We start from the raw sequence: 18384 nt of genomic DNA on the forward strand, positions 1-18384 counted from the left end.
CACATCTATATTATATCATTTATTGCCTATAATTTCAGTGATAATAGCTTGAGAAATAGTGTTTTAGTTGCGTAGATAAGTCGTTTCCATTCTCTAAAAAACGAATATGAACTGTTACATGACCACATAAAAAATAGTATGGGTTTTGGATATCTTGCAGATATTTTTCTAATCGCTCCAATGCAGGTAAGTCATGCTGAATTTAGATATGTCGTATGTCTATAAGGTCTTGTGTTGGTCGAATTTCTTTCTCTCGTGCAAGTCCTTTTAACGTTACCATGTTCCTTCCTCCTTACATGTACCATTGTAAGCAATAAAAAATCAGATGGCTGTTGGTACAGCTCCACAGGTATTTCAACCTCTGCAAGTATTTCTTCCAGCCCTACTCATAGCCTGTGACGCTTTCAACGCTCGGATGGTGACTGTAGGGGAGTATCATTATCTTATGAATGGGTGATGGCTCACAATTCACCATAATTGTGTTAGACAAAGTAGTATCGCTCGTTCCATTTCGGAAGTCGTGGCGTACTTGTCAAATGGCTAACCATTCATAAAATGTATCTGATTTTTGGTTATACTGTATGATGTTTTCTTTGTCAAAGAACAAATGGAATGTAAATGAAAAAGAGATACTCTCTAATTTTCCTCTCATAACCTTCAACAAAATTTTTTCCAAGATGCCAAAAATCTTTAGTCATATTAAAAATAAAGTTTTAATTGAATAAAAGTGGTTGGATGAAAGTTAATAAGAATTTGTATAATGGGAAAATTGCATCATTAATCAAAAATATGTAACTACTTAATTAAACTTTAATATATTAATTGCTATATTTAATATTAAATATGGATACTTACAATTGTTTGTAATGATTTTGATTTATATCAGATATTAATTTTATATAAAATGATTAAAAGTACATATTTTTAATATAAAAAACGACAAAATACGACAGATTAATGCTTATACAAATATTTTTTTCGTTTAAAATACATATTTCATATAGTAATTATTAATTTATAAATTTCAATAAAAAACAAACATATTTTGTATGTTTTTGACAAAAGTCGATTTATGACTGATTTTGTAGAACGAAAATTAAGATTTTTTAAAATAAATATACTAGAATATGAATTAAGAAATTGTGCAGTTTCTATATTTAATAAAATTAAGGGGGTACGTTAAGATGAATAAGAAAATTTTTAGTGCAATTGTATTATCAACAATGTTAGTTTCTAATGCCATAGTTCCTTTTGAAACAAGTGCAAGTACAAATTTGATGGAAACAACAAATGAAAGTTGGAAGAAATCAGTTTCTAACAGTCTTCAAAACTATTTAGATACTAAGATAACTAATGGTTTTTCAGAACTGCAGGGTTATGAAATTGGAAAAATACTGAAATTGAAAGATAAAACAGCAAAAGAAACCAAGTATTATGTTTCAGTGGTTGATAGCAATAAAGAAACTCTTGGATATGCTGTTTTAGATGGTAATGATAACTATGAAGTTATTGAATTCGGTCTGGGAAAAGAAGAGCCTTTAAAGGATGCTAATCATAATATTTCTTATTACGGTCCATTGTCCTATGCTGAAAATATCGGAAATGGAAAAGTGAAAGATTTACTATTAAATCAAGAGTTTGATAAAGCAACTTTGATTAATGAAATAAATGAGGTGGAACAACCTACAGGTGAATACCAAGTTTCGCCTGCTACTATCATAAATTATGCTTATAAATATATTAGTGGCGTTCCTGATTACCAACAGTCTAGTATTACAACAAAGATAAATACTTGTGTGCCAGTTTCTGCTGCGAATATTATAATGTATTGGGATGCAAACGGTTATCCTAATATGGTTTCAACAAATAATTGGATTAATGTCGCAGATAGAATAGCCCAAATCATGCTTCATACTAATGCTAATGGAGTATTGCCGCAGTATATAACACCAGGAATGAGACTCTATTTCGATGAGCATGGTTATCCAGGTTTTGGTGTAACTCGTGATACAACTCCTACTTTTAGTGAAGCTCAAACTATTGTCAATGCAGGTCATCCATCTCTTTTAGGGTTGTCTAATTACACAGTTATTAACCCTAATGCTACTGGTAAGCATATGGTTACGTTGGTAGGTTTTGAAACTTATTATGACACATCAACGCAAAAATGGTCTCAACAAGTTATTGTCCATGATAATTGGGATTCAACAGGTACTCAAGTATGGTTGAAATGGGCAAGTTTACCAGTCACAGATATTTGGGAAATATCTAATTAAAAATAAGGTGTGGAAAATTAAAATGCGCTAACAGTCAATTTTCATCATATTGATTGTTAGCGCATTTTTAATATCAAATTTTTAGTATACAGTTTATATTAATTCGTTAACCGTCTTATTTTCTATAGAGTTCCTTTGCTTTCTTTTGTAATTCTTTGTTACGCTCTTCTACTCCCTTTTTATCCGCAAGATTAAATATACCTGAGTAGGCGCTTGATACACCCATAGAACCAACTATTTTTCCTTCATATTCATATATATATGCTGTATAATTTTCCCCTTCAAGGTCTTTTTCATTTAATTGATAACTTGTTACAGTCAATTCTTTTCCAGTATACTGCTCCATGAAAGTAATATTAGCAGCTCGATTGAGTACGAGAATTTCTGGTGAAATGTCATCCACTGTGATTTGTTCACTTGAATGAAGTGATTTAATTGTCCATCCAAAATTTTCTATATAAGAAAGATGTTCTTTATCAATATTTTTAGTGGCACAGGCAACTAGGATAAATGTAAAACTTAAAGTAATCATTAGTTTCTTCATAAATAACCTCCCTTGCAATTAAAAAACATCTTAATGATTACTCTATTATAATAAAATAGCGTAATATAGACAAATACTCATATATAAATCTGAAAGGGAAAATAGAAATTCTCTTTTTATTTTAAGAATTTTTTCGATTTCTTTCGTAACCATAAATTCAGCAGCTAAACTAAAAAAACATTCCATATTCTTAATAAAGCGCTCTTTTCTTAGTTTCATCCACTACATGACAAATTTCTATAGTCTACCAAGTAATCGAAAAAATTTGATAACAAACATTCCAACTTCTACTGATTATTTTATTTTCCTGTTTCAATGTCATTGATACATTACTTTGTAATACCTATACGAACAACTTTTTAATTTTGCAAAATACCATAGACAATTCACTGTTCCTTTAATTTCTCACAAAAGATATTTTTATTCAAAATAATGAATAAAAATAAAAGTGTGCCAACTAGAAGTGGGAAAGTTGACATCTGTTTTATACCCTCCAATCCCTTGCTCCATCTGGCGTGAACAGTTGTAAGGAACTGTTTTTTGTTGTATTTGTACCCCCCTGTTAGAGTCGGGGGGTGACACTGGGGCAGGGCAAGCCCTACCCCAGTAGAAAACAGCACATTGCGGTCTGGTCGCTTCGCTGACCACAATGTGCTGTTTCTGCTCGTCCAGCCATCTATTTATTCTACTCAATATGTGTAATTGACTGTCATTCTAGCTGTTGCTGTAGACACTGTTCCTGTTGTTGTAATCGACACTTTCCAAGTACCTTGAGGGTCAGTGTTATTAAATTGATTCAGTGTAACAGATTTACTGCCCGTACCTGTAATATAGTGCTGTACCACAGTACCATTAGGATTTTTTACATTCAAATAAAATGGGGCACTACCACTACTTACATTGACATTTAATGTAACACTGCTCACTTTTGGAAAAGGGGGCACTGTTCCTGATGAGATATTAAATATAGTTGATTCATTTTGATAAAGAGAATTCATTGTACCTGTACTACCTGAAAAATAATTAGTAGCAAATGTACTAACAGCTTCATCAGATGTCAGGGTTGTTTCCTCTGCAAAAGCAGACATAGACATGATGAACATCATAATCATTACGACAATGAAAGAACAAATTCGTTTATTCATGGACTTTTCTCCTCCTATTTACGCTTTAATATCTATATGAGGACTTTTATAAGCTTCTTTTAAAATTTCAGATTTCACAGGTTTACCCCAATCCCATGAAGGGTCTTTTGCTTTAATAAAATCCCTCAATCGCTTGGCTTCCTCATGTTTAATTTCATCAAGTGTCCATCCAACGGAATTACGTTCTGTTTTCGGGATAGAATTTAAGTACTTCAATTTTACTTTTACAAGAGGACTATTTTCATCTCCCATCCCTCCTGCTTCTTCAAATTGTTTCCTTACAGCACCGATTATATCCTGTTTTACTTTATCAGGAACAGGAACAATCTTTTGCCACTCTGCAGGATTCATATTCGTAACATTTTGTGGGTCATCTGCATACGTGCCTCGGAAATTAGGGTCGCCTTGTTGTGCAGATACTTGCTCCTTCATTTGAGAAAATTTCAATGTTTGCTGCAGATTACTGATGGAGGCAAAGTTGACTTGTGGCATAGAAAAGTTAAATTTCATTTGTATTCTCCTTCCATTCTTGAAATATACTATCTATATTATATATCGTTTCCTCATTCAAAAAGTTTAGTTTACCTAATAATTGCTAAAAAATTAAATTTTACATAACTTATACAAATTAAAAACGCCATCTGTCTGTAAAATACTGTTCAAATGACATTTGAGGTGTGATTATAGATATGTTTAATTGTCTTTAGATTTGCATAAAGCCTTGTGTATCAAGGGTTTCAAATGATTGTCTATATTCACATGCACCGAATGGCGCAGGGAAATCCACGACTATCGAAATTTTATGTACATTATTAAAAAAATCGAGTGGAACAGTGAAAATTAATGGCTACACATTAGATGCTAAGCAAGATAATGCCCATATTCGTCAATCTATTGGTGTCGTTTTTCAGCAAAGTTTACTGGATGAGCGTTTAACTGTTCGTGAAAATATCCTTCATCGAGGCAGAGCATATCGTTTATCAAAAACACAGCTTGCGGAAAATTATCAATTTGTCTCTAAGTATTTACATTTAGCTGATATTGAACAGCAAAAATATGGTACATTATCTGGCGGACAAAAACGAAGAGCGGATATTACACGGACATTGATTCATCGACCAGCTATTTTATTTTTAGATGAACCAGCAACAGGGCTTGATCCGCAAACAAGACAATTTGTTTGGCAAACGATTAAACAGCTTCAAGAGGAAACGAATATGACTGTTTTTTTAACAACTCATTATATGGAAGAAGCCACAGTTGCTAATGAAGTAGTTGTTTTAAAACAAGGACAAATTATTGCACAAGGTACACCCGATGCGTTGAAAACACAATATGCCCATGATCAAATGGCACTCGTTTTCCATCAACGTGAGGAAGGCTTACAGTGGTTAGTGGCACAAGGTCTATCTTATACGGAAAAGCTGAATATTTTCTCTATTCGTGTGAAATCTACTTTACATGCGTTAGCACTTTTACAACAAGCAGAGTCGCTATTAGCATCCTTTGAGGTTGTAAAAGGTACAATGGATGATGTCTTTATTCATATAATGGAAGGAGATGTAGCATAATGGAAGCATTATTTAGTTTAGTACAACGCCATAACAAAGTATTTCGGCGTGATAAAACGCAAGTTTTTTTTTCCCTACTCTCTATTATAATTGTGATTATTCTTTATGCCGTATTTTTACAAAAAATGCAGGTAGATGCGATTGAGCAAGTGATGAAAGCAACACCACAATTAATTACACTAGTCAACGAATGGCTTGTAGCAGGACTTTTATCTATGATTGCTGTTTCCACTACTCTTGCTGCATTCGGAATCATGGTACGAGATTATGAATCCAAGGCAACAGCCGATTTTTTAACAGCCCCTATATCTCGTGCGACCATTCAATTCAGCCATGTGCTTAATGCCTTTTTTACAGGCTGTATCTTTTCTTTTCTGGCATTGCTAGGCTGTGAAATTTTCCTTGTAGCGACAGGTGGAGAGTGGCTGTCTGCTGGTGATTTTATGCAGGTTGTAGGACTTTTAATGCTCTCTGTTTTGCTAGCGAGTGTCTTCAATCTTTTTTTAACATTATTTGTTCAAACGCAAAACGCCTTTTCGACTTTAAGTACAATTGTCGGGACAGCACTCGGTTTTTTATGTGGCGTCTATGTACCAATTGGTGCACTACCAAGCTTTGCTCAACAATTGATTATGTATTTTCCCATCAGTCATACAACAGTGCTTTTACGCCAGTATTTTATGGAGCATTCCTTGGTAAAGGTCTTTCAAAATTCACCTCCTTCTGCTCTAGAAGCCTATCAAATTCAGTATGGGTTACACTATCAATTATATGGCACTACTCTGTCTACAATGGCAAGTTTTATCGTTATTGTCAGCACCATTATTCTCCTTACGTTGCTTTCTGTTTTGATTTATAAGAGAAAGCATCGATAAAACAGAACTCAATTATTTTAAAAAATAGCAAAAGCGGATAATAACGTTTCCGCTTCACTGAGTCAAATAGCTCTCTATAGATCTAAAGAATGTAAAATCGATTGTATCTCGGTCTTACATTTTTTCTTTTTGTTCCAGCCTCTTAATCATTCCTTTTTCTTAATGAATGCAAAACAATAGGCAATCAAAATGACTGTAAACAGCAGTGCAAGTAACGTCCAGCCATTAAAAAAAAATACTATTTGAATATATATTAAGCAATGTGATTTCATGTATTTCAGTAACAGAATTATTATGTTTAAAAATTAATAATCGTAACTCCCTTGCTTCTTTAAAAGTGAAAAAATAAATACTACCTGAAATAAGCAATGACAAAATCATGACTATTTTAAATGGTCTTGTTTGTAAAGTGCTTTTAGCTGCCATATAAGCAACTTTAAATGTACCAATCATAAAAATAATTAAAAATGGGGCTAAAAATACTAATGGAAAAAGCCCTGGATTACCATTGCTTATATTATTAGACTTTCCCACTAACAATGGGGCAGTAAAATAATTAATCAAACAAAAAATAATAACAATCACAACAATGCTTATAGAATATAAAAATATGGATAATTTACTCATTTTCCACCTCCATTTTCAAATAACAACTGCATGACACTTTCATTGTAAATGAATACTGCCATGATGTAATCAAATTTATTAACTTGAATAGAGAGCGAAAAATAAAACCAAGCCAGTATTTAGATGGCTTGGTTTTACTGTTTTCACACAATTAAATTAATATTGAAATTGGTCTGTCACATCATACTCATAATTAACAGTCGCTCGAACATTTGTCATTTTAGAAGCAGCCGTTGCTTTGGCATTATATTTAAAATTCCATTTTTGAGCAACTTGTAATTGATCCTGTAGAGATATTGTATACTGTCCATTTGTTGCATTTGACACAATAGCTGTATACCAAACATTCGTCTGTTCCGAGCTAATTTTATGCAGGACATTCCCTTGACTCGGTGTTTGTGTGCTTGATGTTGTGATTGACTTCACAAGCGCATAACGTGGGATAGTTGTGTTATTTCTTAAATCCATTGAAATCACAGTAGAATCCACGCCATTTAGATTTAAGCCTGCATTCCCTGGATTTGTAGCTGTACCAGAAAAATTAAATGTACCACTACCTGATTTAATACGTTCAAGGATAGAAATTGTAAAATACATATCACCTGTATAGCTTCCTCTGCTTACTTTCACATATACGGTTTGAGCACTAGTAGCATCTGCCTTTGCGAAAATAAATGGTGTTAATGACGTAGGATTAACTACAGTAGCTCCTTGACCAATAATAGATTGTTGGCTACTATCAAATAATTCAATTTTCATCCCTTGATATTGACTTTGATAAGAGCTTTTCACATACACCTTTTCACCAGCATTTAGTGTAAATTTAAAATAAGCAGCCTCCTCATCTTCTGGTAAAATCGTTGTATCTATATTACTATACTTCCAATAACCTACTGAATAGGCATTAGCAAAGCTATTATTTCCTGTAATTGTCCCTGCTGCTGAGGTATTTGCAACGAAGGATAAGACAGCAAACAATGCTACAGTGAATCCTAGTAAACATTTTGATACATGTTTCAGCATAATAAACCCTCCTTTTGTTATTTCACCTATTATTTTCATATAAACGACATTTAATGTAAAGCTAATTTGTAAAAACAGGATAATATCCCCATTATTGATTTTCCTATTCAGCCGATACAAAAAATATAAAAAAATAGGAGTGATTTGTATGAATATCAGTGCTAGTACACCATTTGTTCCAACAAATACATCGACTAAAACTACGCCGATTAACAAAGATACAACGGTTATTCAAAGCCGAAATGAGTATGAAAGTGAAAAAGATAGACAAGTAAGATTACATCATGAATATTATCAAAAAGTAAATGCACAAAATAAAATGTTTCAATATCCTGAACAACATATTTTCGATAAGTATCATAACCGTAGTTCTCCTTATTACAGGCATGATTTGACTACTCAGGAGCGAGATGCCGCCGCTAGTACTGAGTTATCTTTTTTAAAATGGGGCCATGCAGGCAGTGTATCTTTTTCTGATCCGTTCTTTCGTGGTAAATCCTTCTATGACGATGTAGAGGTGGCAAGCCAAAAAGCCTTTAATCGTCAAAAAGTCAATGGGCAATTCCAACAACTCTTAAATCAGCATCAATTGACGATTCCAAAAGATGCAAAATTAACATTTACCATTGATCCTAATACGTATAAAGTAGGCATCAGTGGCACGGAAGATTCCGAGCTAGCTAGAATGTTGGAAGAGGCATTGAATTCAGCGAATAATGCCAAACAATTATTTGCCCATATTATTAAAAGCCGTTCAGATGATTCGACACAATTTACACAAAAAAAATATGATAAATATAACCTTGTCCGTGAGATTCAAAATGTGACAGGCTATAATTTGAAAGATTTACAGGTGGTAGATAACAAGTTTGTCACGCAGGATGGCACCAATATTTTGGACATTTACCAAAACCATTTGAAAAACAATCCTTATGTATCAGATTGGGAACGTGGTGTGCGCAATAGCCATTATGGTTCACAATTAACAGAGCTTGCAAAACAAGGCTTTGATTCGATACCTGATTTAATCTTATCTATTGATTATGAAAATGGTTCTTTCCATGATGTAGGGCAACGAGAAAGCTATGGAACAGGGAAAACGGATTGGATTGCACAGTTACATTCTTCCAAATAAAAAAGAGCATGTTTTGCCATCCACTTGCAAAACATGCTCTGCTTTATTTTGAACCTCTATCGAACATCCCAATAACTTCTGTTGTTTGCAATATATTTACAAAGGCTCGACTATCCGTTTCCTTGATTAAATGCCGTACCTCCGCAAGCTGGTAACGAGTAATGACAGTCATTAATACTTGACGTCCCTCGCCTGAATACGCACCTTTAGCATCCATAATCGTCACACCACGGTACAAATTCGCTAGTAGTTGCTTCTTCATCTCCTCACCCTGACTCGTCACAATCATTAAGGTCAATTTAATATGACTTGTATGAACGGTATCGACCACTTTTCCAGTTGCATAAATGGATACAAGCGTTAACAATGCTGCATCCCAGCTAAAGACAAAACCTGAAATAGCAACGACGACGCCATTCATCAACGAAATTAATACACCTAATGGAAAATCACGCTTGCGGCTTAACAGCATCGCCACGATATCAAAGCCACCAGAAGAACCTGAGGCACGGAAAATAAAGCCAACGCCAAGTCCGACAAGTACACCACCGAATAAGGAAGCTAAAATGGGGTCTTGTGTAGCTTGATAAACAGGAATAATATACAAGCTAATCGATAGCACAGCGACCGATAAAATCGTATAACCGATAAAGCGTTTACCGAGCTTCATCACGCCTAAAATAAGTAGCGGTAAATTTAATAGTAAGTTTAACACCCCTGTATTCAAAGGTGTGACAATCCCTAGCAAAATCGCAATCCCACTTAAGCCACCACTTAAAATTTCATGTGGAATCAGCAAAAAATTATAGGCAAATGCCACCATCACAGACGCACAAATAATGACAACAATATTTCTCATACAAATTCCCCTATCCTATATCCAAAATCATTTTGGCTCTTGTTCATCTACTTTTTGAATTCTTTCTAGCATTGTTGGATGTGTATAGCGGAACCATTTCACAAGTGTAGGTGGATTGACTTCACTCAAGCCAGCAATCGTCAGCTTTTGAAAAGCCGTCACTGCTGCTTGCTTATCCTTTGTGAGAGCAATGGCATAATCATCTGCTCTTATCTCCTGATACCTTGACACATAATTTGACAATGGGTTAGACAGAAATAGTAACATGGATAACATCAGTAAAAACAGTGGAAATGAACGAATATCACTTAATTTATCAATGTGTAACAACCGTCCATAGCGTGCAATCAGCCATGTCATCCCTTTCGCTGTCAGCCAAAAGCCTACAAATGCTAAGGCTAAATAACCCGTTATGCCCCAATAAACATGTTTTTCCACATAATGCCCCATCTCGTGTGCCATAATAAATAGCACCTCATCCTCAGATAAACGGTTCAAGGTTGTGTCCCATAGCACAATTCTAGCGTTACTACCAATGCCCGCTACATAAGCATTTAAAGCATTGGTTTTCTCTGCCATATTGACTTCATAGACATGTGTAGCTGGTATATGTGCCTGTCCAGCAAATGCTAAAATTTTTGCCTCTAGCTCCTTGTCCTTCAACGGATAAAAATCATTGTATAATGGTGCAATGACTACAGGCTGAATAAACGTTACAAAGAGCGTCATTGGAATCATCAATAACCAAGCATATAGCCACCAACGTTTTGCACTTTTACGAATCAGCCAATATAACACGGTTACGATAATAAACGTTGTCACAAAGTTAACACCAAAATCAACCAGACCATCTCGTAGCCATGATGACAATGTTTGTGTACTAATCCCATAGCTTTTACTAAGTGAATAGCGATAATAATTGAACGGTAGCAACACAATATACAGGAAACCTGACAGGAAAAATAAATAGCCTGCATTTTGTACTAATCGCCATTTCGACTGAGCAATTGCTACCTTTTCAAAATAACGTGATACCCCTATAACAAGCACTAAAAAATAAAGCAGCCATTCCAATGGTGTAGCAATAAAAAATAAAAAATTGCGTATTTTTGAATATTCCTCACTTAAATAAAGCTCCTTACCAGACATAAACATCACAGGGTCTGCCGCTGTCCCTTGTAATGCCTGTGGAATCACACCGCTATGGCTCATCATATAGCTATACATACAAAACACATATACTGCAAAGAGCAATAGTGCTATTATGCTTATTTTTTTCACCGTCTCTATTCCTCCTTCATCTCCACCTATTATCAGTGTAAGCAAAATGATGAAAGTTAGAACACATTTTTACACATGTCTTTATGTTGTGGTCCCTTCAATTAATTGCACGGGTAAGCAAATATCCATTGCCCCTTCTTCATAATCCCCTTCAATTTCCTTCAATAAAACCTCCACAGCCTTTTGTGCAATTAATTCAATGGGCTGGCGTATCGTTGTTAGGCTTGGCAGCAATGTTTGACATGTTTCGGTACCATCATAGCCAATCACTTTTAAATCTTTTGGAATATGCTTGCCATATTTTTGTGCCTCTGCTATCACAGTGGCCGCAACTAAATCATCACTAGCAAAAATACCATCAACTTGTGGATGCTCTTGAAACAGCTGTGCAATGACCTTTTGCTGCTCACCTCGATCTAATGCATTCGCTACTTCATATGTAATCGCTTTTCGTCCATGCTGCTGCATCACAGTCTCATAGCCTTTACGTCTTAAATTGGCAGGCGTCTCGAGCTTTAATGGACCATTAATATGCAGAATATGCTGGCATCCTTTCGCTATCAATAATTCCGTAGCTTGTACACCACCAGCGTAATTATCTGAAGAAACGACTGGGATAGTTGGGGATAAATAATGGTCAATTGTTACAATCGGCAATGGCTTCTCATGCCCATTCACCAAACCACGATTATACGTCACAGCGATGACACCATCCACCTGATTGCGCATCAGCATTTCCCAATAATTTTTCTCTTTATCTACCCTATTTAAGCTATTACAAAGCAATACTTTATAATGTAACGAGGCACAAATACTTTCAATATGGAAAGTTAGCTCGCCAAAAAATGGATTGCTCGTTTGTGGCACAATAATGCCAATCAAATTAGTACGTTTATTAAATAATGAACGAGCCACATCGTTCGGAAAATAATTTACCTCTTTCATGGCACGCTCCACATTGTCTCTTGTTTCTTGGCTAATATAGCCACGATTATTTAGAACACGTGAGACGGTTGTCGGTGATACACCTGCCGCTTTTGCTACATCGCTAATTTTTGGCTTCATACCGCGCCTCCCTTTCAATACAGTCAGTTTCACTCTATTATAGATGAATTTTTAGTGCTTGACGATAACTCTTAAGAGGATAATGTTCATGCTACATTTTTTATGTCAACCGATTGACATATGAAACCGGTTGACATACAATAATCTTGCAAACGATTGCAATATTTATAAAAAACTAAATTTTAAAAATATAAAACAATTCAAAGGAGTGTACTTTTATGCAAACATCGAAAAACCTTTATTGGAAGCTCAGTGCTTATTTTTTCTTTTTCTTCTTTACTTGGTCATCTAGTTATTCGTTATTCTCCATTTGGTTAGGACAAGAAATCAATTTAAGTGGCTCTGCAACAGGCATTATTTTTTCAATCAATGCCATCTTTGCTTTATGTATGCAGCCACTCTATGGTTATATTTCCGATAAAATTGGCTTAAAGAAAAATATCTTATTCTTCATTAGCCTATTACTTGTCTTTGTTGGTCCATTTTATATTTTCGTTTATGGTCCTTTACTACAATATAATGTGTTACTTGGCGCTATCGTCGGTGGGCTTTATTTAGGAATGGCTTTTCTGGCAGGGATTGGTGCCATCGAATCTTATATTGAAAAAGTGGGACGTAAATATGGCTTTGAATATGGGAAATCAAGAATGTGGGGCTCATTAGGATGGGCAGCGGCTACGTTCTTTGCAGGACAATTATTTAATATTAATCCAAACATTAACTTCTGGATTGCCAGTGTATCAGCCATTATTCTAGTGGGCATTATTTTCTCTATTAAAATTGAAATGTCTCACGATGAAATGGAAAAAGCAGAGTCTATCACATTTAAAGATGTGGGCAACTTGTTTAAGCTAAAGGATTTTTGGTTCTTTATGCTATATATCATTGGAGTAACGTGTGTCTATAGTGTCTATGATCAACAATTCCCGATTTATTATTCATCATTATTCTCTAATGAGGCTTTAGGTAATCAAGTATTCGGCTACTTAAACTCATTCCAAGTATTTTTAGAGGCAGGTATGATGTTTGCTGCCCCATTTATTGTCAACAAGATTGGGGCAAAGAAAAGCTTAGTATTGGCAGGCTTTTTAATGGCCTTCCGCATTATTGGCTCAGGTATGGTAGACGGACCAATTGGCATTTCTGGAATGAAGCTCATCCATGCCTTTGAGTTACCAATTATGCTCATTGCTATTTTCAAATACTTAGCAGCTAATTTTGATACACGTTTATCATCTATCCTTTATTTAGTAGGCTTTCAATTCGCCTCACAAATTGGGGCATCTATTTTATCGCCAATTGCAGGTCTACTTTATGATGATGTTGGCTTCCGTAATACTTATTTAATTATGGGAACAGCCGTCTTCATCTTTACATGCATTTCGATTTTTACTTTATTAAATACAAAACCAACTCATGTCAAAACAAAATCACAGCCAACTTTAGGAGGACTTTAACATGAACCAAGCACATGAAGCAGTACAAGTCGCAGCACAAAAAATGAACCAGCGCTATCGCTTAGGCTATCATATTATGGCTCCTGCTCAATGGATTAATGATCCCAATGGACTGATTCAGTACAAAGGCGAATACCATGCCTTTTATCAGCATCATCCATATGATGAAAACTGGGGACCAATGCATTGGGGGCACGTTAAAAGTAAAGACCTTGTGCATTGGGAACACCTCCCTATCGCATTAACGCCAGGCAATGATTATGACAAGGATGGCTGTTTTTCTGGTAGTGCTGTCGATGATAATGGACAATTAACATTAATTTATACAGGGCATATTTATATTGATAAAAAAGCAGATACCTTTTATCAAACGCAAAATATTGCTGTTAGTCAGGATGGTGTAAACTTCACAAAAGTGGTAGAGAATGCCGTGATTCCAAAGCCTCCTGCTGATAGCTCCCATCATTTCCGCGATCCAAAGGTGTGGAAGCATGAAAATCATTGGTATATGATTCTAGGTAATTCTACGAAAGACTTAGTTGGACGTGTGATTTTGTATCGTTCGACAGATTTGCGCCAATGGGAGTATATTGGTGTCCTTGCGCAAAGTGATGGAAGTCTCGGCTTTATGTGGGAATGTCCCGATTTCTTTGAATTGGATGGCAAACATATCTTATTATTCTCTCCTCAAGGCATGGAGAAACAAGATGATTTATACAATAATCTTTTCCAAACTGGTTATTTAGTAGGCGATTATCACTATGACACAAATCATTTTACACAAACATCATCTTTTACAGAGCTAGATAATGGACATGATTTCTATGCAGCTCAAACATTTTTAGATGAGCAAGGTCGCCGTATTGCAATTGGCTGGATGGATATGTGGGAATCCAATATGCCAACAAAGGCTGATGGCTGGTGTGGTGCATTGACATTACCACGAGTGCTAACATTAAGTAACGACCATAAATTACTAATGAACCCTGTAGAGGAATTAAAAGCATTACGCAATGCTGAACATCAAATTTTACGAAATCGAAGTGTTGCGACCAATTATTTAGTGCCAACAAATGAGGAATTGCTCGAAATAAAGGCTGTATTTGACCTCCGTAATGAACAAGCCGTATGCCTAAAAATCCGCGGTATCCATGAAGAAGAAACCGTGTTAACATACGATTATACAACAAAGAAATTAACATTAGACTGTTCTAAATCTGGTAAAGCAGAAGATGGTATTCGTACGACAACACTTCATGTAGAGAATGAATTAGTTTTACAGCTCTTTATTGACCGTTCTTCTATTGAAGTGTTCGCTAATAATGGGCACGCAACTATGACAAGCCGTATCTACCCTACTGAAGAGCGTTTAGGCTTTGAAGTGACGACAGACGCCAATGTCAAAGAGCTCACATATTGGACATTAAATGATATTTGGAAATAAGGTGACACTATTGAAAAAGATTTTTTGTATTGGTGAGGCATTGATTGATTTCATTCCGATTGAAAAAGATCATGCTTTAAAAGATGTAGCAAGCTTTGAACGTGTAGCTGGTGGCGCACCGATGAATGTAGCAATTGCTGTGGCGAAATATGATGGACATGCAGTGATGCTGACAAAGCTAGCAAACGATAGCTTTGGCGATTATTTATTCGATATACTGCAAGAAAATGGTGTAGATACAACATATATTATTCGTAGTGATGAAGGTGAAACAGGTTTAGCCTTTGTTTCTGTGGATGCATCAGGAGAGCGTGATTTTAGTTTCTATCGTAAAAATGCAGCAGATTTACTGCTTGCACCAGAAGATGTACAAGCTGTATCATTTGAGCAAGGTGATTTACTGCATTTTTGCTCTGTTGATTTAGTGGAAAGTCCTATGAAGCAGACACATCGTCAAGTGATTGAGGCGATACGTGCAGTGGACGGTATTGTCAGCTTTGACCCGAATGTACGTCTCCCTCTTTGGCCAAACAAAGAGCTATGTCGTCAAACCATTTTAGACTTTTTACCAACAGCTGATATTATCAAAGTATCAGACGAGGAGCTCCATTTCATTACCAATATTGAGGATGAAGCAGAGGCCATTCGCTCGCTATTTGTTGGACATGTACAAGTCATTGTTTATACAAAGGGTGCAGACGGCGCTATCATTTATTTAAAAACTGGTGAAGTATTTGAAGGCGCTGGCTTCCAAGTAACGGTTTCAGATACAACAGGTGCAGGGGATGCGTTTATTGGTGGCTTTTTAGCTGAGCTATTGTCACTGAATGTCTCATTGGGACAGCTAGATACAATCATACGCGCTCATCATCAGCAATTATTAACATTTGCCAATGCTAGTGGCGCACTAACTGCTTCTGTGAAAGGTGCTATTCATGCCGCTCCAGGCAGAAAGCACGTCTTAACATTTATTGATGCACAGCAATCTTAAAATAACAGGTACTTCTCGCTGAACAAGCAAAGGAGTACCTGTTATTTTATTTGCCTTCTAACGTACATGTAAAACGTTCTACATGAGGATATTTCTCTCCTAAGCTCACTATATTGAAGCCAACATTTCGATAAAAATTCACCGCATCGCAGTCCGTCTCAGCAATAATCAATGTTGCTTTATATTTCACTTTGATAAAACGGATCATTTCACCTCCTAGACCTTTTCCTCTATGATTAGGACATACAGCAATATGTTTGATTTCATATTGTCCTGAATCTAAAAATGCTATTCCAATGCAACCAATTAGCTGACCCTCCATATAATAGCCATATAATTCTTGAATGGGTGATTGACAATATAATTTATACGCTGGCTCAATATTCTTCTCTGAAGTAGCGAAAGCTAGTAACCTTCTCACACTTGGTGACATCATAGCAGCCTTTATTTTTTCCATAAGCATACCTACTCTCTCCAATGAATTAAAACCGTAACCCTCAAATTGAAGATTACGGTTTTTTATAAGGAATTATTTCTGGTAACAATCATGGATGCTTTGTGCGTTTGAGTGCTTTACGTGCTTCATTATTAAGAACACTTTCCGTCCTAAAGTGTCATGATTATACGAATATTTATGGTTTTTGACAGTTAAAGTGTAGTTCATATGCTGTATTCTAGGTATATGGTTGTTATTGTTCTTTGCGAATCGCTTCAACCTGTTCAAGAGTTAGCTTTGTAGCCTTCACAATAACCCCATCATCCAAGCCTAATCCTATCAAATTTCTAGCTGTTTCAAACTTCTCTCTTTCAATTCCTTTTTTAATTCCTTCTTCTTCGGAAAACTTCAATTGTTCCTCTAAATTCCATTCATGAAGTAACATATTTTCCACCTCACTCGCATGTTTTTCTAAAAACTCTTGCATAATCCCTTGACGTTTGCAATCTTGTACCGCTTGATGAATAGCGTCTGCTAATGGCAAGCCTTCTTTTCGATATTGCTGCACAGTGTAAATAAAAAATCCATAGTCTTTGAGCGTGTTACTTTTCTCCAAAATAGCGTCATTCTGTCCATATTTAATATTAATGACCTTCACAGATAGTTCAAGCGTATTTGTATGTGGTGTATCCTCAAATGCATCTGATAAGGACATAATTTGCTCTTTCGGTAGGCTCTCTTCGCCATTATATAAGACAAGAAATTCGGGCGCTGGCAAAGGAATAGGTGTTGACCCATAAATATTTTCGCCTACGGTCATTTTTTCATACAATCGCCCAATATACATCAACATTCGTAACGGCATATTGGTACAAACGGTGGACTGATGTTCGACTAATACAACAAATTTACCATCCAATACAAAGGATACATCGTTGATACGGTCTTTATACAGGACATTTTCTAACGTGTTGATTTCAACAGGTGTATCTAATGCGTAGTTTGTACCTTGGACTGCATTGTACACGTCAATCAATCGTTTAGGGTCGCTCAAATACAAGGAAAATACACTATCTTTATGTTGAATATTCGCTTTCATGGACACCCTCTTGTACTTCCAGTATAGCGTATATGTGATAGACATTTCTATTGATAGACACGGTGACTTGATATGTGACCCGATATCAATAAAAATAAGCGAGAAATCAGTATTATGAAATTGAACAAAACCATTGTTAATCAACGCATGAAGCCATTACTAGGTCACTATAAATTGTATAAGTTAGACAGGGCTATTTATCACCGTGCTTTATTTCAGATTGCCGTTAATTCCGCTATAGAAGAAGATGAAATACTCATTCGCAACTGCTTCACAAAAGTTATTTTAAAAGAATTAGAATAACTATCTGTAACCGTTTTTAGCAATATATTAAAGGCAGTTGGGACTCAAAGTGGAGCTAACTTTTTTTCAAAGCTCCTCAAACATTGGAATAACAATATTTCTCCTTTCTACTTGACAATATAATTTATACGCTGGTTCAATATTCTTCTCTGAAGTAGCGAAAGCTAGTAACCTTCTCACACTTGGTGACATCATAGCAGCCTTTATTTTTTCCATAAACATACCTACTCTCTCCAATGAATTAAAACCGTAA

The 18384-nt window shown here is 35.6% G+C and carries 18 protein-coding genes and 1 pseudogene; 7 read left to right on the forward strand and 12 right to left on the reverse strand.

Annotated elements, in window-relative coordinates; all coding sequences use genetic code 11:
• Positions 1-34: 34 nt before the first annotated feature.
• Positions 35-202: a DUF6870 family protein gene (locus OPF91_RS19115; protein WP_373877028.1), complete on the reverse strand. Its 168-nt coding sequence runs from the start codon at positions 200-202 to the stop codon at positions 35-37.
• 982 nt (positions 203-1184) lie between these two features.
• Here OPF91_RS19115 and OPF91_RS01255 point away from each other — a divergent pair.
• Positions 1185-2276 carry a C39 family peptidase gene (locus OPF91_RS01255; RefSeq protein ID WP_264986856.1) on the forward strand — a complete coding sequence of 364 codons (1092 nt, stop codon included), beginning with the start codon at positions 1185-1187 and terminating at the stop codon, positions 2274-2276.
• Positions 2277-2391: 115 nt separating this feature from the next.
• Here the strand turns inward: OPF91_RS01255 and OPF91_RS01260 are convergent, their stop codons facing one another.
• The 3 genes from OPF91_RS01260 to OPF91_RS01270 all read right to left on the reverse strand — a co-directional run bounded on the left by OPF91_RS01260 (position 2392) and on the right by OPF91_RS01270 (position 4475).
• Positions 2392-2820 carry a DUF4830 domain-containing protein gene (locus OPF91_RS01260; protein ID WP_264986857.1) on the reverse strand — a complete coding sequence of 143 codons (429 nt, stop codon included), beginning with the start codon at positions 2818-2820 and terminating at the stop codon, positions 2392-2394.
• Positions 2821-3509: 689 nt separating this feature from the next.
• Positions 3510-3965, reverse strand: a complete 456-nt coding sequence (locus tag OPF91_RS01265; RefSeq protein WP_264986858.1) for a hypothetical protein — start codon at positions 3963-3965, stop codon at positions 3510-3512.
• 18 nt (positions 3966-3983) lie between these two features.
• Positions 3984-4475, reverse strand: coding sequence for a DUF3879 family protein (locus OPF91_RS01270; protein ID WP_264986859.1), 492 nt, complete (start codon positions 4473-4475; stop codon positions 3984-3986).
• 257 nt (positions 4476-4732) lie between these two features.
• Here OPF91_RS01270 and OPF91_RS01275 point away from each other — a divergent pair.
• Both OPF91_RS01275 and OPF91_RS01280 read left to right on the forward strand, forming a co-directional pair.
• Positions 4733-5536, forward strand: a pseudogene (locus OPF91_RS01275) (ABC transporter ATP-binding protein); the annotation flags it as partial.
• Complete coding sequence (locus tag OPF91_RS01280; RefSeq protein WP_264986860.1) at positions 5536-6411, forward strand: ABC transporter permease; 876 nt, start codon at positions 5536-5538, stop codon at positions 6409-6411. The pseudogene OPF91_RS01275 and the gene OPF91_RS01280, both read left to right, overlap by 1 nt.
• Before the next feature lie 225 nt (positions 6412-6636).
• Here the strand turns inward: OPF91_RS01280 and OPF91_RS01285 are convergent, their stop codons facing one another.
• Both OPF91_RS01285 and OPF91_RS01290 read right to left on the reverse strand, forming a co-directional pair.
• Entirely contained in the window at positions 6637-7038 is a 402-nt protein-coding gene (locus OPF91_RS01285; protein WP_264986861.1) for a hypothetical protein, read from the reverse strand.
• Positions 7039-7194: 156 nt separating this feature from the next.
• Positions 7195-8061: a hypothetical protein gene (locus OPF91_RS01290; protein WP_264986862.1), complete on the reverse strand. Its 867-nt coding sequence runs from the start codon at positions 8059-8061 to the stop codon at positions 7195-7197.
• Between the two features lie 148 nt (positions 8062-8209).
• On the opposite strand from OPF91_RS01290, the gene OPF91_RS01295 reads away from it, so the two are divergent.
• The gene (locus tag OPF91_RS01295) at positions 8210-9196 is read left to right on the forward strand and encodes a DUF4885 family protein (protein WP_264986863.1); all 987 of its coding nucleotides are present in this window, start codon (positions 8210-8212) and stop codon (positions 9194-9196) included.
• Positions 9197-9239: 43 nt separating this feature from the next.
• Here the strand turns inward: OPF91_RS01295 and OPF91_RS01300 are convergent, their stop codons facing one another.
• The 3 genes from OPF91_RS01300 to OPF91_RS01310 form a co-directional block, all read right to left on the reverse strand.
• Positions 9240-10055 (reverse strand): YitT family protein, encoded by an 816-nt coding sequence (locus OPF91_RS01300; RefSeq protein ID WP_264986864.1) that lies wholly within the window; start codon positions 10053-10055, stop codon positions 9240-9242.
• 27 nt (positions 10056-10082) lie between these two features.
• Positions 10083-11282: a M48 family metallopeptidase gene (locus OPF91_RS01305; RefSeq protein ID WP_264987852.1), complete on the reverse strand. Its 1200-nt coding sequence runs from the start codon at positions 11280-11282 to the stop codon at positions 10083-10085.
• Positions 11283-11417: 135 nt separating this feature from the next.
• The gene (locus tag OPF91_RS01310) at positions 11418-12401 is read right to left on the reverse strand and encodes a LacI family DNA-binding transcriptional regulator (RefSeq protein ID WP_264986865.1); all 984 of its coding nucleotides are present in this window, start codon (positions 12399-12401) and stop codon (positions 11418-11420) included.
• Between the two features lie 218 nt (positions 12402-12619).
• Here OPF91_RS01310 and OPF91_RS01315 point away from each other — a divergent pair, with 218 nt between their 5' ends.
• The 3 genes from OPF91_RS01315 to OPF91_RS01325 are packed head-to-tail and all read left to right on the forward strand — an operon-like array spanning position 12620 to position 16293.
• Complete coding sequence (locus tag OPF91_RS01315) at positions 12620-13858, forward strand: MFS transporter (RefSeq protein ID WP_264986866.1); 1239 nt, start codon at positions 12620-12622, stop codon at positions 13856-13858.
• A 1-nt stretch (position 13859) separates the two neighbouring features.
• Positions 13860-15302, forward strand: a complete 1443-nt coding sequence (locus OPF91_RS01320) for a glycoside hydrolase family 32 protein (RefSeq protein WP_264986867.1) — start codon at positions 13860-13862, stop codon at positions 15300-15302.
• A gap of 10 nt (positions 15303-15312) precedes the next feature.
• Entirely contained in the window at positions 15313-16293 is a 981-nt protein-coding gene (locus tag OPF91_RS01325) for a carbohydrate kinase family protein (protein ID WP_264986868.1), read from the forward strand.
• A gap of 46 nt (positions 16294-16339) precedes the next feature.
• Here OPF91_RS01325 and OPF91_RS01330 read toward each other — a convergent pair whose 3' ends face one another.
• The 3 genes from OPF91_RS01330 to OPF91_RS01340 form a co-directional block, all read right to left on the reverse strand.
• Positions 16340-16750 carry a GNAT family N-acetyltransferase gene (locus OPF91_RS01330; protein ID WP_264986869.1) on the reverse strand — a complete coding sequence of 137 codons (411 nt, stop codon included), beginning with the start codon at positions 16748-16750 and terminating at the stop codon, positions 16340-16342.
• A gap of 232 nt (positions 16751-16982) precedes the next feature.
• The gene (locus tag OPF91_RS01335; protein ID WP_264986870.1) at positions 16983-17828 is read right to left on the reverse strand and encodes an RpnC/YadD family protein; all 846 of its coding nucleotides are present in this window, start codon (positions 17826-17828) and stop codon (positions 16983-16985) included.
• A gap of 369 nt (positions 17829-18197) precedes the next feature.
• Positions 18198-18347 (reverse strand): hypothetical protein, encoded by a 150-nt coding sequence (locus OPF91_RS01340; protein WP_264986871.1) that lies wholly within the window; start codon positions 18345-18347, stop codon positions 18198-18200.
• Between the last annotated feature and the right edge of the window lie 37 nt (positions 18348-18384).

Origin of the sequence: Lysinibacillus piscis, from assembly GCF_026012395.1 — a bacterium.
GTDB lineage: Bacteria > Bacillota > Bacilli > Bacillales_A > Planococcaceae > Lysinibacillus > Lysinibacillus piscis.

Excerpts from the sequence above, each read along its gene's own strand:
- OPF91_RS01255 (WP_264986856.1), top strand. The coding sequence starts at position 1,185 with ATGAATAAGAAAATTTTTAGTGCAATTGTATTATCAACAATGTTAGTT.
- OPF91_RS01260 (WP_264986857.1), bottom strand. The coding sequence starts at position 2,820 with ATGAAGAAACTAATGATTACTTTAAGTTTTACATTTATCCTAGTTGCC.
- OPF91_RS01265 (WP_264986858.1), bottom strand. The coding sequence starts at position 3,965 with ATGAATAAACGAATTTGTTCTTTCATTGTCGTAATGATTATGATGTTC.
- OPF91_RS01270 (WP_264986859.1), bottom strand. The coding sequence starts at position 4,475 with ATGAAATTTAACTTTTCTATGCCACAAGTCAACTTTGCCTCCATCAGT.
- OPF91_RS01280 (WP_264986860.1), top strand. The coding sequence starts at position 5,536 with ATGGAAGCATTATTTAGTTTAGTACAACGCCATAACAAAGTATTTCGG.
- OPF91_RS01285 (WP_264986861.1), bottom strand. The coding sequence starts at position 7,038 with ATGAGTAAATTATCCATATTTTTATATTCTATAAGCATTGTTGTGATT.
- OPF91_RS01290 (WP_264986862.1), bottom strand. The coding sequence starts at position 8,061 with ATGCTGAAACATGTATCAAAATGTTTACTAGGATTCACTGTAGCATTG.
- OPF91_RS01295 (WP_264986863.1), top strand. The coding sequence starts at position 8,210 with ATGAATATCAGTGCTAGTACACCATTTGTTCCAACAAATACATCGACT.
- OPF91_RS01300 (WP_264986864.1), bottom strand. The coding sequence starts at position 10,055 with ATGAGAAATATTGTTGTCATTATTTGTGCGTCTGTGATGGTGGCATTT.
- OPF91_RS01305 (WP_264987852.1), bottom strand. The coding sequence starts at position 11,282 with ATGTATAGCTATATGATGAGCCATAGCGGTGTGATTCCACAGGCATTA.
- OPF91_RS01310 (WP_264986865.1), bottom strand. The coding sequence starts at position 12,401 with ATGAAGCCAAAAATTAGCGATGTAGCAAAAGCGGCAGGTGTATCACCG.
- OPF91_RS01315 (WP_264986866.1), top strand. The coding sequence starts at position 12,620 with ATGCAAACATCGAAAAACCTTTATTGGAAGCTCAGTGCTTATTTTTTC.
- OPF91_RS01320 (WP_264986867.1), top strand. The coding sequence starts at position 13,860 with ATGAACCAAGCACATGAAGCAGTACAAGTCGCAGCACAAAAAATGAAC.
- OPF91_RS01330 (WP_264986869.1), bottom strand. The coding sequence starts at position 16,750 with ATGGAAAAAATAAAGGCTGCTATGATGTCACCAAGTGTGAGAAGGTTA.
- OPF91_RS01335 (WP_264986870.1), bottom strand. The coding sequence starts at position 17,828 with ATGAAAGCGAATATTCAACATAAAGATAGTGTATTTTCCTTGTATTTG.
- OPF91_RS01340 (WP_264986871.1), bottom strand. The coding sequence starts at position 18,347 with ATGGAAAAAATAAAGGCTGCTATGATGTCACCAAGTGTGAGAAGGTTA.